The organism is Magnetococcales bacterium, from assembly GCA_015231755.1.
Classification (GTDB): domain Bacteria; phylum Pseudomonadota; class Magnetococcia; order Magnetococcales; family Magnetaquicoccaceae; genus Magnetaquiglobus.
The window spans coordinates 1-16,126 of record JADGAZ010000022.1; the positions used below are offsets into that span (position 1 = coordinate 1).

Below are 16,126 nucleotides of genomic sequence, written 5' to 3' on the forward strand. Positions count from 1 at the left end.
CGGCGCAGCCCGCGAGCAAGACGGCTGCCCCGGCGCAAGCGGCCCCGGCGCAGCCCGCGAGCAAGACGGCTGCCCCGGCGCAAGCGGCCCCGGCGCAGCCTGCGGGCAAGTCTCCGGCCCCGGCCCAGCCCGCGTCCAAGAAGTCCCCGACTCCAGCGCCAGCAGCCCCCGAGCCATCCCCGATCCCCGAGCAACCTCCGGCCTCGGGACAGCCTGCCACTCCTTCCAAGCCGTGGCTGTAGGCATGGGTGTGAACGAAGGGATGGTGCCATGAAGAAGGAGATCCTGTTCGTCGCGGCTGGAACCCGTGGTGCCAAGCTGGTGGGGGGACGGTTTCAACCGTTTGTGCCGATTCAGGGCCGGACCAGCGTGGAACACGTGCTGGCTGCGGCGGTCGAGGCCAGATCCATTGATCGGATCTACGTCTGGGGAGATCGGGAGCGGTTGGAGTCGGTGTTGCGTGAGGCGGTGCTCCAGGGTGCCCGGCGGGGCATCGAGGTGACGTTGCTTCAGGAAAAGAGCAACTTTGTGGAGAGTTTTTTGTCTACCACTTTGTTGTCGTTGCTGCACCGGGCAGGGCGGGGGGTGGAATCCTGGATGGTGGGGGAGGAGGGGTTGGAGTCCCGTCACTGGGATTTGTGGCGGGAGTTCGGTCAGGACGATCAACTGGCTCAGGTTCCGGTCAATCTGCTGGTGAGCGATACCCCGTTGATCCAACCGGAAGAGATCGATTGTCTAGTGATGGGCAAAAATCCCCAGGCGGATCTGGTGTTGGGGCGCACGGTGCGCTCGGCCATCGACGCGCTCACCGGACGCATTTCCGAGCCATTTTGTTATGACCGGGCGGTCAAGAACTACTATACCTACTGTTCCGGGGATCGGACCTATGAACTGATCGTCAACAATTTCATGGCCGGAAAACCGTTGCGGGTGCCCCGTTTGATCTGGAATCTCGCCGGGCATCTGTTCAACAACCGGACCATCATCGAGGGCGGACGCTTCAACCTGAAAAAAATCAAAGACAACGTGGTGTTCGTGCAGTCCTTGTTCTCCAAGGCCCATCTGAACGAGGCGGAAGGGGGGGCGACTTCCCGGAAGAATTATTATCAGATGCTCAAGGCGTTTTCCTTTTTGATGCGGGCCTATTTCATCATCGTCAAGAACAAGAACGCCAACCGCAAATTCCGGGATCTGGCCATCCTGGAGGACCGGATTCGTACTTTGACCCATTGTACCATCACTTTGTTGATCAGCGATACCTCGGGTCCGGCTTTGGATATCGATACCGAATATGAAATCGAATACATCGACCGCCATTTTGAACAATTGCGGGCTTCAACGCCCCCCACGGTGCTGTTTTGACGGAATGGGAGGGGACAAGGTGGGCCGATGAGTCACGGACAACAGATTCTGGAACTGGGACTGGATCCGGTTTTCACTTTTGACAACCTGATTGTGGGCGACTCCAATCGTCTGGCCTGCGCGGCGGTACGGGGTCTGATGGAGGGGGTTGCCGCCAGTCTGATTTTGACCGGGGGTGCCGGGTGTGGCAAGACCCATTTGCTGCACGCCGCCGTCGGTTGGCAACGGCGGTTGCGGGGTGGGGATGGAGCGGCTTTTCTGGATCCCGAGGCCTTGGCCCGGGCTTTGGAAGGGGGCGGGGAGGGGGAGTTGACCCGGTTTTTGGCCCGCTGGCAGGGGGATGTGTTGGTGGCGGTGGATAATCTGGAGCGTCTGGGCAGCGGGTCGCCGGCGTTGCAAGAGGGGCTGTTGTTTCTTTTCAATCATCTGCGTGAAAATGGCGGGCGTCTGCTCATCGCCTCCCGCCTTTCTCCCACCCATCTGGAGTGGCTGCGTCCGGATCTGCGTTCCCGGTTGTTGTGGGGATCGGTGATGGAGATCGCGCCGCCGGATGATGTGGAACTGGAGGCCATTCTCACCAAACTGGCGGCGGATCGTCAGGTGCGTTTGGGGCCCGAGCTGATCAAGTTCTTGTGCGTGCGTCTGCCCCGGCGGATTCCGGATCTGGCCGCGGCCCTGGAGCGTCTGGACCGGGCCGGCCTGGAGCTGAAACGACCCCTGACCGTGCCTTTGGCCAAGGAGATCCTGACGCTGTGAATCCGTGTCGCGGCCTTGTCGGCGTGGGGGGATGAGGGCCATGTCCCCTGTGCGCATCGTCACCTTTTCCACCCTGTTTCCCCATCGGGACAGTCCGGTGCATGGGATTTTCGTGGGAGAGCGGTTGCGTCATCTGGTGGCCTCCGGAGGCGTGGAGGCCAGGGTGGTGGCGCCCATTCCCTGGTTTTTCGTCACCCGGCCTTGGCTCAACCGTTATGCCTGGGAGGGCCGCGAGGCTCCGGCCCAGGAAACCTTCGCCGGGATTCCCGTCGCGCATCCCCGCTATTTTCTGCCTCCCAAGATCGGCATGACCGCCGCCCCGTTTCTGCTGGCCGCCGGCGCGGCCTCCGCGTTGGGGGAACTGCGGCGGGAAGGGTTTGATTTCGATCTGATCGACGCCCACTATTTTTATCCCGACGGGGTGGCGGCCATGCTGCTGGGCCAATATTTTCGCAAGCCGGTGGTGATCACCGCCCGGGGCAGTGATCTCAACCAGATTCCCGTCCACCGGTTGCCACGGGCCATGATCCTCCAGGCCGCCCGCAAGGCCCATGGCCTGATCACCGTCAGCGCCGCCTTGAAACAGGTCCTGACCGGCATGGGGCTGGCGGATTCACGGGTCACGGTGTTGCGCAACGGGGTGGACCTGGAACGGTTTGCTCCGGTGGAGCGGAGCATGGCCCGGAAGAGCCTCGGCTGGAGCCGTCCGACCTTGTTGTCCGTGGGTTATCTCATCGAGCGCAAGGGCCATGATCTGATCCTGCGGGCCTTGCCGGAGTTGCCCGGTGTGGAACTGGCGATTGTCGGCACCGGCCCGTTGCGAGAGGCGTTGGCGGGCCTGGCGGGATCGCTGGGGGTGGCTGACCGGGTGCGTTTTGTGGGAGAGGTGCCCCAGGAGCGACTGAAAACCTATTACAGCGCCGCCGATGCCTTGGTGCTGGCCTCCAACCGGGAGGGGTGGGCCAATGTGTTGCTGGAGGCCATGGCCTGCGGAACCCGTGTGGCGGCCACCAATGTTTGGGGCGCACCGGAGGTGGTCACCGCTCCGGAGGCCGGCCTGTTGATCGATGCCCGTACCCCGTCGGCCATCGCCGCCGCCGCCGGTCAGCTTCTGACCACTCCGTCGGATCCCGTCGCCACCCGTCGGCATGCCGAGCGGTTCTCCTGGGAGGCTACCACCCAGGGACAACTTGAACTTTTCAATGACATCCTAGGGAGAGTGCCTGCATGAAACCCGCCGATTCCCCATCCCGAACCTCCTCCTCTGGTTTTGATGCGCCCCTGTCCAAAATGGGGGGGGTGCCGTCTGCTTCCCCCCGGGTTTCATGGTCCGAAGTGTTCTGGTCGTGGCTGGTGGCGTTTTGGAACCTGTTGCTGGTGACGGTTCTGAAACGCCTCTTGTTGCCCGTTGATTCCCCATCCCGGATCTCCCCATTCCGGTTTGATGCGCTCTTGGCCAAAATGGGGGGGGTGCAGCCTGTTCCCCCCCGGGTTCCATGGCCCGAGGTGTTCTGGTCGTGGCTGGGGGCGTTTTTGGGCATCCTGTTGGTGGCGGTTCTGGACCACCTCTTGTTGCAAGGAAGCGACTGGATGTTGATGCTCGGCAGTTTCGGCGCTTCGGCGGTACTGCTCTACGGCGCTCCCGCCAGCCCCCTGGCCCAGCCCCGCAACCTGTTGCTGGGCCATTTTCTCTCCGCCCTGGTGGGGGTGTCCGTGGCCCAAACCCTGCCCGATCTGGTGTGGCTCGCCGCCCCCCTGGCGGTTTCGTTGGCCATCGGAGTCATGCATCTGGCCCGTTGCCTCCATCCCCCCGGCGGTGCCACCGCCCTGATCGCGGTCATCGGTTCCGGGCAGATCCACGCCTTGGGCTTTTGGTATGCCCTGGTTCCGGTACTGGTGGGAGCCAGCCTGATGCTGGTGGTGGCGCTGGTGGTCAACAATCTGGCTCCGACCCGTCGTTATCCGTTGTGGTGGTTTTAGATCACGTTTCGGGTGAGTCATTCGTCATTGATGATGATCCGTATGGGGGCTGTCTGGGAGGCGGGGAGATCACCATCCGGACCTGTTGCTGTCGACGCATACAACGAGGAGTCCCCGATGCCCACATTCTTCCTGATGATTTTCTCCTTGGTGATGGCCCTGTTTGCCTCCCCCTGGGCCGCGGGGGCCGAAGAGGAGGCGTTGGTGATCTATTCGGCCCGCAAGGAGCATTTGCTCAAACCGCTGCTGGACATCTATCGGCAAAAGATCGGCGGCGTGGCCATCCGTTATCTCACCGACGGCGAAGGCGCGCTGCTGGCCCGGTTGCAGGCGGAAGGGAGCGCCACTCCGGCGGATCTGCTGATCACCGTGGATGCGGGCAACCTGTGGAGCGCGGCGGAAAAAGGGATGCTGGCCCCCGTCGATTCCCCGGTGCTGACCGCCAACATCCCCGAACCGTTGCGGGATCCCGGGAATCGTTGGTTCGGGCTGTCGGTGCGGGCGCGCACCATCGTTTACAGCACCGAACGGGTCAAAATTTCCGAATTGAGCACTTATGAGGACTTGGCCAATCTGTCGTGGAAAGGGCGTCTGTGTCTGCGCAGCTCCGAAAAGATCTACAACCAGTCTCTGGTGGCCATGCTGATCGCCCGCCTCGGGGAACCGGCCACGGAAAGAATGGTGCGGGGCTGGATGGCCAATCTGGCGGCTCCGGTCTTTTCCAACGATACCAAGCTCATGGAGGCCATGGTGGCGGGACGGTGTGACGTGGGGATCGTCAATACCTACTACTTTGGCGCCTTGCAGAAAGACAAACCCAAGACATCCCTGGCCCTCTTCTGGGCCAATCAGCAGACCAGCGGCACTCACATCAACATTTCCGGGGCCGGCGTCACCAGACACGCCAAACATCCCGCCGCCGCCCTCAAGCTGCTGGAATGGCTGTCCACCCCCGAGGCCCAAGGCCTGTTCGCCGAGCTGAACATGGAGTATCCCGCCAATCCCCAGGTCAAACCCCATGCCTTCGTGGCCACCTGGGGAGATTTCAAGGGAGAGGCCCTCAATGTCTCGTTGGCGGGCCGGTTTCAGGCCGACGCGGTACGCCTGATGGATCGGGCCGGGTATCCATGATCCGGCTTCCGGGTTTCGGTTGGTATTCGGGTGGGGCGGCGGTCTAACGTCCGGAAAACTCCCGCAATACCTCCAGCAGACGTTTTTTGGCAATGGGTTTGGAAAGATAATAGTCACAGCCTGCGGCCATGGCTTCGGTGGAGGCCTCCTGCATGGCGTGGGCGGTCAGGGCGATCACCGGGGTCGGAATCGCGTTTTGTTCCTGCTCCCAGGCCCGGATGCGGCGGGTGGCGGCGTAGCCGTCCAGGATGGGCATTTGGATATCCATCAGCACGATGTCGAATTTTCCCTTTTCAAACAACTCGCAGGCTATGCCCCCGTTTTCGGCGAAGGTCAGGCGGTGGGGACCGTTTTTCAAGAAGGCCTTGATCAGGGTGCGGTTGTCCTCCGAATCCTCGGCCATCAGGATCGACAGACCGGTTTCCGTGCCCGGGGGGGCGGTGGTGGATTGGTGGGGCTCCCTGGCCCCCTGACGCACCACCGAAACCAGCGCCAGAGGCGCGTCCGGATCGGCGATCGGCAGATCCAGGGTGAAGAAAAACCGGCTGCCTTGTCCCTCCTCGCTTTCCACCCCGATTTTGCCCCCCATGCGCTCCACCAGCAGGGCGCAGATGGACAGCCCCAGTCCGGTGCCGCCATAACGACGGGTGGTGGAGAGGTCCGCCTGCCGGAAGGGTTGAAAAATGCTCGCCAGCTTGTCCGTCGGAATGCCGATGCCGCTGTCGGCGATGGTGAAGGCGATGCGTCCCGTGCGTTCCGGCGCAACCGTGAGGCTCACTTCGCCCTCGCGGGTGAACTTGACGGCATTGCCCAGCAGATTCAGCAGAATCTGTCTCAGTCGGTTGGGATCCCCCAGCACATGACGCGGCAAGCCCGGATCCAGGAAGCGGGTCAGGCGAATGCCCCGGTCTCGGGCCTGGATGGCCAGGATTTCGGCAGAGCCGTTGACCATCGCCGGCAGATCGAAACAGGAGCGTTCCAGATCGAACTGACCCGCCTCGATCTTGGAGAAGTCCAGCACATCATTGACCAAAGCCAGCAGGGATTCGCTCGCCTTGCGGGCCATTTCCAGATAACGGCGTTGCTCCGGGGTGGCATCGGCTTCGATCAGCAGCTCGTTGACCCCGAGAATGGCGTTGAGAGGGGTGCGGATTTCGTGGCTCATGTGGGCCAGGAAGGTGGATTTGGCCCGATTGCCGGATTCGGCGGTCTCTCTGGCCCGTTCGGCCACTTCCTGGGCCGCTTTCAGTTCGGCGGTGCGGACCTGGACCTCCCGTTCCAGGGCGTTCCGGCCCCGTTTCAATTCGAGATGGGTCTGCACCCGACGTTTGACGATTTCCCCCTGGTAGGGCTTGGTGATATAGTCCACCCCCCCAAGGCGGAATCCTTCGCTTTCGTCCGCCACCTGCTTTTTGGCCGTGACGAAGATGACCGGCACGTCCCGGGTGAGGGGATTTTCCCGCAACTGGCGGCAGACCTCGTAGCCGTTCATTTCGGGCATCATGATGTCCAGCAGGATCAGATCCGGCGGCTCCCGGCCCATGGCGGCGCGCAGGGCCTGAGGGCCGTTCAGGGCCACCAGCCGGTGGTGTTCTTCGAGCAGTTCCTTCAACAGGTCCACATTGCTGGGTTGATCGTCCACGATCAATACCCGGCTGACCGGAGGCTCTTCTTCCGGGGGCGGGGTGGGGCTTGGTTCTTGACCGAACAGCCGTCCCAGGGAGCGGGCCAACTCCTCGGCTTCGGCGAAACGGTACACCTCGATCTGTTTGACCAGCTCCTGAAAGGTGAAAAAAGCCTCGGTGGGCTGCAACAACTGACCCAGCTCGGACAGCCATGGCTCCACCTCGATACTGGCGTTCATCAGGCGATCCAGCAGCAGCGACAACAGCCGCATCAACGTTTTCTGGTCCGGACCCTGTTCCCCATCGCCCTGGAGCGGGCCTTCCCGAATCACCGGGGTGGGAGGGGCCAATCCCACGCCCAGTCCGATTAAAATGGCCCGCATCCTTTGGCTGAAGGTGGCCAGCGCGGCTTGACGCAGCACCACTTCGCCCTGGATCAGGGCGTTTTCCAGCTCTTCGGCGGCCTCGGCCACGGAGATGGCCCCCAGATTGCGCGCCGCCCCTTTCAGGGCGTGCAGACGGGGCAGGGTCTCGGCAAATTTCTCCTCGGCGAATCGGTCCCGCAACTCTTCGAGGATCCCTTCGTATTCGCGACGGAATCGCACCAGCAAACGACGGTGCAAGGTCCGATTGCCTCCGATCCGCTCCAGTCCCGCCAGCAGATCCAGACCCGGAATGCGCGCCAGGGCGTGATCGAGCTTGGGAAAGCCTTCCGGCTCCTCCCAGTCGGTGAAGGGGGGAATCGTTTTGCTCAACAGGCCGTGGAGCCGTTCTGCCCGGGGGGGCAGCTCCAGATGGTCCCGTATGCCCGCGTCCAGACAGTGTTTCTTCTCTTCCCAACCCGCGTGGGACAGCAGCGCGATCCCCGGCAGATTCCGGCATCCCGGCTGGGCCCGCAGACGGATCATGGTTTCCGGACCGCCCCATTCTGGCAACTGGTAATCCATCAGCACCGTGTCGAAAGCGAACCGGCTGGTCAACTCCAGGGCCATGGCGCCGGTTTCGGCCACTTCGACCACCAGTCCGATCCGTTCCAGCAACTCCCGAATGATGCGGGGGGTCACCTCTCCGGCCTGGGCCAGCAGTACCCGGGCGCCACCGATGCGGGCCCCGGTCTCTTCCTCCTGCCCCAGCAGTTTTTCCCGCCGTCGGTCCGGTTGACCGGATTCGTGATCCTCGCCTTCCGACGACAGTCCCCGGATCAGTCGGGAACGGGTCACGGGCTTGTCGATGAAGCCGTCCATGCCCGCTTTTTCCATGCGGCTGATGGCCTCCCCCACCCCGAAGGGGGTGAGCAGATGGATCAGGGGTTGCGGGGGTTTGGGCACGACCGCTTCCAGGGCGGCGCGCATCTCCACGGCGGCGGCGTCTCCATCCATGCCCGGCATGCGCCAGTCCAGCAGCACCCGGGTGAAGGGAATCCCCTGGCCGGTGTTGCAGGCCAACAGCCGTTCCACCGCCTCGGCCCCGGATGATACCACCTCCGGCTCCAAGAATAGCTCCTTGAGCAGTCCGACCAGGGAGTCGCGCACCTCCGGGTTGTCATCGGCCACCAGCACCCGTTCCCCCCACATGGATTCGGGCAGCATGATGTTCTTGCGGCGATTCTGACCGTGCAGCCCCACGCAGGCCTCGAACCCGAATTCACTCCCCTGACCGGGAACGCTGTTGGCCCACATCCGTCCGCCCATCAGGGAGACCAGCCGTTTGCAGATGGACAGCCCCAGACCGGTGCCGCCGAATTTGCGGGTGGTGGAGCCGTCCGCCTGTACAAACGGGGCAAACAGATTGGGTAGAATGGCCGGATCCACCCCGATGCCCGTATCCCGCACCCCGCAGTTCAGGCAGACCCGTTCCTCCTCGGCGAGTCTCGGGGTGAGGGTCACGGTGATGCTGCCTTGCTCGGTGAACTTGACCGCGTTGCGGATCAGGTTGATCAGCACCTGTTCCAGCCGGATCACATCCCCGAACAGCACCGTGTCGAAATCGGCGGGAATCGAAAAGATCAGTTCGATCCGCTTGTCGGCCACCTGCTTGCTGAACAGATCGGCGAGCCGTTCCACCAGCAGATGCAGATCGAAGGGGACCGGATCCAGGGTCATGTGACCCGCTTCCAGTTTGGAAAAATCCAGCAGATCGCTGATGATCCCCATGAGTGAGCGGGAGGCGTTTTCGATTTTGCTCACATAATCCCGCACCCTCGGGGCCAGTTCGGCCTTGAGGGCCAGTTCGGTGAAGCCCAGCACGGCGTTCATCGGGGTGCGGATTTCGTGGCTCATGTTGGCGATGAAATCGCTTTTGGCCACATTGGCCATCTCCGCCACGGCCAGGGTCTCTTCCAGGGACTTGACCAACTGTTTGCGGTCGGTGACATCTTGCAAGAAGCCGGTGAATTGCAGTTTGCCCTCCTGGACCACGGAGGTCAGGGAGATTTGCAGATCGATGGTCTGACCATTCACCCGCAGACCCGGATGCTCCATGCGTCGTCTGAGCCGGGGCGCCTGAATCCCTTCGGCCACCACTTTTTGCAAGGCGTTCCGGTGGGCGGCGCGCAACGGCTCGGGAATGATGAACTCCCCGATGGGTCTGCCCAGTATCAATGCCTTGGAAAAACCGAACAACTGCTCTGCCGCCGGATTGAACTCCAGCACCCGGCCCGCGTCATCCGTGGTGATGATGGCGTCCAGGGCGTGGCTCAAGATGGCCTGATGCCGATCCAGCAGACGGGCGATGTCGTGATAGCGTTCGATGTTTTCGATGTTCTGGTAGACCCGGCAGAGCAGTTCCTCGGGCTGATAGGGCTTGACCAGAAAATCGTTGGCCCCGGCCTTGATGAACTGGGCGGCCAGATCCGCGTTGCCATAGGAAGAGAGGCCAATGGCGGCCACATCGTTGCGGGAGTGGGCGGCCCGCAGCTTTTGGATGAATTTCACCCCGTCCATGCCGGGCATCTGGTAGTCGGTGATCACCAGATGCACGACCTGTTCCCTCAGAATCTGGAGGGCGCTTTCGCCGTCTTCCGCGTCCATCAGGGTGAATCCATGGCGTTCCAGAAAACGGCACAACACCACCCGGGCGCTGCGGGAGTCGTCCACCACCAGGATGCGGGCATTGCGGTTTTTCTGGATGCGGTCGATGGCGTGAATCACCGAATCCACCACCCGCGGGTTGTCCTTGATGAAATAGTCCAGCAATCCTTTTTTGAGGCAGGTTTCCCGCAGATCGGGCTTGAAGATGCCGGTCAGGGCAATGGAAGGGATGGCGTTGGCCACCAGCAGATCGACAATCTCTCCATCCGGAGCGTCGGGGAGATTCAGATCCAGTATGGCCAGAAAAAACCGTTTCAGATGGGCCTTGAGGATCGCGTTGGCTTCGGCGAGGCTTCTGGCCAGCATCACCTCGACCCCTAGAGCCTTCTGGATGCGGGCTTTCAGCAAGGAGGCGAAGCTGCTGGAGTCTTCAACGATCAGAATGGTGTTCATCGATGCGTCTCCAACCGCTTTTACAATCCCATGGACTGGCGCAAGGCCGCCAGAGGCCGTCGGAACAGATGATAAAACAGGTTGACCCGTTCGCCAATCATTTTGGCGGTTCCTTTCAGTCCCATGCGGGGGGGAGGAGAGCCGGGCAGAAAACGGGCCATGATCCGATAGGCCAACACCCCTTCGGGGGTGAGTTCGGCATCATGGGCCGCCCGGATCAACTCCCCTTCCAAAGGATGGAGCGGGTCCACATGCAAAAACATCAAGATCCGTGCGCCGGGGTTCAAGACCACCGCGTCGGCCACCGGCAGGCGGATGTCCAACTCCACCCGTTGCGGATCCGCCACGATCATCACCTTTTCCCCCACCACCACCGGTCTGCCCCGCCAGGCGTTGGGGTCGGAAAACAAGGCGACCCCATCCAGCGGCGAGCGGGTCTCGGCCCGCTGCAACAAGGATTCGGCATAGTCGGCCTCGGCCCGTTTTTCGGTCAGTCTGGCCTCCAGCAGGGGCAGGGATGCCTTGGCCTCCGGATCGGCGAAGGAGAGTTGACGCCCCTTGAACCGTTCCGCCTGGGCGGTCTCCAGGGCCAGTCGCGCCATCTCCCGACGGTTGGTCAGGGTGGTGGCCTCCATGCGAAACAACAGATCTCCGCTGCGCACCAGAGCATTGGGCTCCACCGCCACCGCCTCGATCGCGCCATCCAGGGGGGCGGCGATCACCACAGGCTCCGCCGGAACCACCGTGGCCGGCGCCAGGGCGGATTGTTCCACCGGTATCCATCCCAGTCCGATCCCTCCCGCCATCGCCAGGGCGGCTATCCACCAGCCGCGGGTGACGATGGGGCGACGGGTCCGGGGTTCCAACGCTTGCCAGGCATGGGCGAACCCTTCCCCCAGACGGGCGGCCAGATCCTGTTCCCCGTCGCTCCAGGGGTGATCCCGCAACGCCAGCAGGGCGCCGATCCACTGGCGGTCCGGGGTGATCAACGGCATCCACAGGCCGTGGGGCGGGGCCAGACCGGACCAGGACTCCCCCCACTCCCCCGGACAGTCCGTTGCGGTCACGGCATGGGGCTGGCCCGCCGTTTCTCCCTGGGCCAACACCGCGCACACCCCCCCGGCCCACAGGATCATCGGGGCGCGGGGATCCGGTTCCGAAATCCCGGAAGCCCCCTCGATCCGGCCTTTCGTTCCCCGCTGCCAGAAAAAAACCGTGCTGGCCGGCAGCAAGGACTGCAACCGGTTCACCATCAGAAAACGCAACGCCACCCGGTTTTCGGCCCGCCGCGTCGACAGTTCCAGATCCAGCAGCGCGGCGCATACCGCCAGTCTGCGGGTTTCCAACTCGGCGTTCATGAGCCGGAAGCCGGTCCGTTGAAATGGGCCATGCCGCTCATCCCCGCCAGCAATCCCTCCCGTTTGCCCTCGATGGCCCCCACGATCCCCAGGGACTGGCTGGCCGGATCGATGCGTGCCCCGATCCGCACCACCCGGGCCGTATAGTCCAGCCCGGTTTCATCCAATCGCAGGGTGAAGGCCATCCCGGTCTTCAGCCAGGCCAGCCAGCGGGATGGGACGATCAGTCGCGCTTCCAGAGAGGCCTCGTCCAGCATTTCCACCAGGGGAACCCCCTGGCTCACGCTTTGATGCAATCCCACCTTCACCCCCGTGATCCGACCGTCAAAGGGGGCCGCCACCGGGCACATCGCCACCGTGGCGCGGGCTTCGGAAAGTTCGGCTTCGTATTTGGTCACGTCGGCTCCGGCCACGTCGGACTCCAGGGAACTGCCGGATTTCAGCTTTTCCAGACGGCGTTGCACCTCCAGCTTGAAACGGGCCGCTTTGAGTTCCGCCTCGACTCTGGCCCGGCGGGCTTCGTGTATGGCGCAATCCATGGAGGCCAGCAGTTGTCCCTGCCGCACGCTATCCCCCTCTTTGACCGCCAGTTTTTCCACCCGTCCGGGAATCCGGCTGGACAAGACCGTCTCCCGACCCGCTGCCAGCAGCACCCGCGCCGACCATCCCTCGCCGTTGCCGTCGGCCTGGACCGGGGCGGCGCACCCCAGAAATCCCCATACAAACCAGACGATCCCCCATCCTTTCCCCTGGAGTGCCCTGTCACCGCTCATGGGTCCCTCTTTTTATGAAGGTAAATCTTCACGGAAAAAATACCGCTCATTGCCTGTGATCGGTCTTTAGCATAACCGATTTTTCAGCAAATGTATGGACGATAAATGGACTGAATCGACTGAGAACCGTTACGCTTCGTGACAGGTTCTGATATGCTGAATCCAGTTTGACACCCGCATCATTCTTTCGATCGGGTGAGGCCAATCACCATCGACCCTTTGCTGCGGAAGGACCGAGGCTCCAGATCCGTCATGTCCATGCGATTTCAGTTTATTGTGTTGTTTGCCGTACCACTGCTCGTCGGAGTGGGATGGATCGCGGCCCTCTCTTTCCACTGGACCGAACGGGCCATGGTGGAAAGCGCGTTGCTCGCCATGGATCAATCCAATCTGGCCGTGGTCCGGGAGATCGACAACGGTTTGGAACGCAATGCCAATCTTCCGGGTGATGGTTCCCGGCCCGCTGCCCATCCGGTCGATGGCCCCCTGACGGAAGGGGCCGGGATCTGGTTGCAAGATGTCTTGCGTCGTATGGCGGGGCATCGGGATCCTTTTCTTCATGTCCTCATTTTAGACCCCGCGGGACGGGTGATCGCCGACAGCCTGCGGGAGACCCCCTTGCAGGCCGGTTCCAGTCCTCAGGAGTCCGTCGGGGCGCAACGGGAGCCGGATTTTCCCTCTGCCGTCGCCCTCCACGCCTCGGAGCGGTGGAAATCCATCCTGGAACGGATGCGCACTGGCGCCAGCGGCAGCGACTGGTTTGAAGAGGCGGGAGAACGTCACCATGTGGTCTTTCATCCCCTGCCGGCCTTGGTGGGTTGGAGTGTCGTCCAGGTGCGTCCCCATCATGCCCTGGTGTCGGGTGGTCGCAACAGCCTCAATGAATTGCGTCTGGCTCTGGTCCTGATCACGGTGGCCACGTTGCTGCTGGCTGTGGCCTTGATCCGCAACCGGGTGGGACGGATCGTCACCCCCTTGACCGACCTGACCCGCGCCATGGACCTCATGGCTCAAGGCTCCCTGGACTTTTTTCGGCGTGTCCCCGAAAAGGGAGAGGACGAAGTCGCCCTGCTGGCCCGCACCTTCAACCGCATGCTCGCCACCCTCGACAAAAACACTGATGCCAAGGTCTATACCGAGCAGATCCTCGGAGCCATGGTGGATGGCTTCTTGGTGCTGGATCGGGAAATCCGCATCCAGCGGGTCAACGTCGCCCTGGTGACCCTGCTGGAAGAAACAGAGGAAAAACTGATCGGACGCCATCTGGACGCGCTGCTTCCGGATCCCTCTTTTTGCGCGATCATGTATCGGGATCTGCTGTCCGACCGTCAGTTTCGTTTTCAAGAGACGGTCTTTCTCACCGCCGATGGCCGTCAGGTGGCGGTTTCCATCTCCAGCAGCCTGTTGCGCCAGGATGACGAGATCGTGGGCACGGTCATTTTGGTGCAGGATATCCGTCAGCGCAAACGCAACGAAGAACAGCTCCATTTTCTGGCCAATTTCGACGTGTTGACCCATCTGCCCAACCGGTCGTTGCTGGTGGAGCGTCTGAGTCAATCCCTGGTGCGGGCGCCCTGGCGCAACACCAGTGTGGGGCTGATGCATTGCGCCCTGGACCGCTTCAAGACCATCAACGAAACCTTGGGACACCGGGCCGGGGATGAACTTCTCAAGGAAGTCGCCAACCGCCTCCAGTCCAACGTGCGGGAGGGGGATACGGTGGCCCGGGTGGGCGGGGATGAATTCCTGATTCTGCTCAAGGACATGGCCCGCGCCGAGGATGTGATCCATCTGGCCAGGAAAATCTCCAACGCCATCGCCATGTCCGTCACCTTGTCCAATGGGCAGGAGGTGTTCATCACCGCCAGCATCGGGATCAGTCTGTTTCCGGAAAACGGCACCAGCACCGATGAACTGCTCAAGAATGCCGATCTGGCCACCCAGTTTGCCAAGGCCCAGGGCAAGAATCAATTCAGTTTCTTCTCGGCGGAAATGAATCGCAAAGGCGCCCAGCGGCTGTCGATGGAGCGGGATTTGCGCCGGGCCATCGAGCGGTGTGAACTGGAGGCCCATTATCAACCCCGCTGGGATTTGAAACAGGATCGGCTGGTGGGGGCGGAGGCTTTGGTGCGCTGGCGCCGGGGGGGCGAAAAACTGGTTTCCCCCGGGGAGTTTTTACCTTTGGCGGAAGAGTTGGGACTGATCGAGGCTATCGATTTATGGATGGTGCGGGAGGTGTGTCGTCAGGCGCGGCAATGGTTGGATGCGGGACGACCCCCGTTGCGCCTGTCGGTCAATCTGTCCCACCATCTGTTTGGTCGCACCGATCTGGTGGAGGTGATCCGGCAGATCATCACCGAAAGCGCCCTGGAACCCCATGCCCTGGAACTGGAGTTGACCGAAGCCATCGTCATGCACGACGTGGGACACGCCATGAACGCCCTCCAGGCGTTCCGGGAGATGGGGATCCATCTGGCAGTGGACGATTTTGGCACCGGCTACTCGTCGTTTTCCCATTTGCGCCGTTTGCCGGTGCATGTGCTCAAGATCGACCGCTCCTTCGTGCGGGAGATCACCACCCATCGGGAGGACGCGGCCATCACCCACGCCATCATCTCTCTGGCCCACACCCTGGGGCTGCGGGCCACCGCCGAAGGGGCCGAGGAACAGGCCCAGCGCGATCTGTTGACCCGTTTGGGGTGCGACGAGTTGCAAGGCTATCTGATCAGCCGACCCCTCCCCGCCAAGGAGATGGAAGAGCGGTTCCTTCCGAAAGGATGAAACCGGCTCTGTCCGTTTTTGGGGCGTCACCGCCCCAGCAGATTGATGGGGGAGGCCACCTCTCCGGATTGCAGAAAAGCCAATTCGATCCGCGTCAGCAGATACAAAACCTCCCGCCCCAGATTGACCACTTCATTGAAGACATCTTCGGATCTGCGGAAATTTTTCCGGCGCAACAAACGGATGGTCTCTTCGGCCCTGGTGTGGAACAATTGGTGCTTTTCATCCAACTCTTGAACAATGCCAATGATTCTTTTGCTTTTGAGTCCCACTTCCTGGATCCATACCCCCACACTGCAAACATCGGAAGGTTCCAAAGTCGAATCCTTGCCCCAGTGCTGGAAGGCCCGCAGCAGTTGACGGGACCAACGCAGGTGCATCAATCGGGCATGACTGACCTCCAGAACCCCCCGTTTTTCGATCTCCCCTGAATCGGGGATGTGGATGTTGAACAAACGATGGATGAAACTCTTGACCGGATGGGCGGAAAAATCGCTCAAGGGTTTGTGTTCCAGGTAATCCAGTTCCGCTTCGGTGATGAAATAGACGATATCGCGGCTCAGGCTGCGTACCCGGTTCATCTCCCGTTCGATGTTCTCCTCCGAATCCATGGCAATCAACGAGACCAGACGATCGGCGGCTTGATGAAACTGCTCGTGCACCCCCACCAGACGCCGCACCGGATCCAGATGGTACAACTCCCGGATTCCGTCTCCATGCAGCCATACGCCCAGTTCACAATCCACATGGGAGGTCAGGTGGATCGTTTTTCGATGCTTTTGGACCATTTCTTCCAGTTCGGATTCCCAAAGCACATGGGCCATGCGGGCGATGCCGAGATCTACCTGATTCATTGCGTGTATCCCGTTGAATGGATG

Annotated in this window: 10 protein-coding genes; 6 read left to right on the forward strand and 4 right to left on the reverse strand. The window is 61.9% G+C overall.

The window, feature by feature from the left end:
• Positions 1-270: 270 nt before the first annotated feature.
• From HQL98_13535 to HQL98_13555, 5 genes are all read left to right on the forward strand, one after another.
• Positions 271-1,362, forward strand: coding sequence for a hypothetical protein (locus tag HQL98_13535; protein MBF0273066.1), 1,092 nt, complete (start codon positions 271-273; stop codon positions 1,360-1,362).
• Positions 1,363-1,389: 27 nt separating this feature from the next.
• Entirely contained in the window at positions 1,390-2,118 is a 729-nt protein-coding gene (locus HQL98_13540; GenBank protein MBF0273067.1) for a hypothetical protein, read from the forward strand.
• Positions 2,119-2,158: 40 nt separating this feature from the next.
• Complete coding sequence (locus tag HQL98_13545) at positions 2,159-3,349, forward strand: glycosyltransferase family 4 protein (GenBank protein MBF0273068.1); 1,191 nt, start codon at positions 2,159-2,161, stop codon at positions 3,347-3,349.
• 230 nt (positions 3,350-3,579) lie between these two features.
• Entirely contained in the window at positions 3,580-4,098 is a 519-nt protein-coding gene (locus HQL98_13550; protein MBF0273069.1) for an HPP family protein, read from the forward strand.
• A 117-nt stretch (positions 4,099-4,215) separates the two neighbouring features.
• Positions 4,216-5,229 (forward strand): extracellular solute-binding protein, encoded by a 1,014-nt coding sequence (locus tag HQL98_13555; GenBank protein MBF0273070.1) that lies wholly within the window; start codon positions 4,216-4,218, stop codon positions 5,227-5,229.
• Positions 5,230-5,272: 43 nt separating this feature from the next.
• Here the strand turns inward: HQL98_13555 and HQL98_13560 are convergent, their stop codons facing one another.
• From HQL98_13560 to HQL98_13570, 3 genes are read right to left on the reverse strand one after another with little or no spacing between them, the layout of a single operon-like run.
• Positions 5,273-10,336 (reverse strand): response regulator, encoded by a 5,064-nt coding sequence (locus tag HQL98_13560; GenBank protein ID MBF0273071.1) that lies wholly within the window; start codon positions 10,334-10,336, stop codon positions 5,273-5,275.
• A gap of 20 nt (positions 10,337-10,356) precedes the next feature.
• On the reverse strand, positions 10,357-11,694 hold the full coding sequence (locus HQL98_13565) for an HlyD family efflux transporter periplasmic adaptor subunit (protein MBF0273072.1): 1,338 nt from the start codon (positions 11,692-11,694) through the stop codon (positions 10,357-10,359).
• Complete coding sequence (locus HQL98_13570) at positions 11,691-12,467, reverse strand: efflux RND transporter periplasmic adaptor subunit (protein MBF0273073.1); 777 nt, start codon at positions 12,465-12,467, stop codon at positions 11,691-11,693. The genes HQL98_13565 and HQL98_13570 overlap by 4 nt, the downstream gene beginning before the upstream one ends.
• Positions 12,468-12,719: 252 nt before the next feature.
• Here HQL98_13570 and HQL98_13575 point away from each other — a divergent pair, with 252 nt between their 5' ends.
• Positions 12,720-15,248, forward strand: a complete 2,529-nt coding sequence (locus HQL98_13575) for an EAL domain-containing protein (GenBank protein ID MBF0273074.1) — start codon at positions 12,720-12,722, stop codon at positions 15,246-15,248.
• Positions 15,249-15,274: 26 nt separating this feature from the next.
• Here the strand turns inward: HQL98_13575 and HQL98_13580 are convergent, their stop codons facing one another.
• Positions 15,275-16,102: a CZB domain-containing protein gene (locus HQL98_13580; protein ID MBF0273075.1), complete on the reverse strand. Its 828-nt coding sequence runs from the start codon at positions 16,100-16,102 to the stop codon at positions 15,275-15,277.
• Between the last annotated feature and the right edge of the window lie 24 nt (positions 16,103-16,126).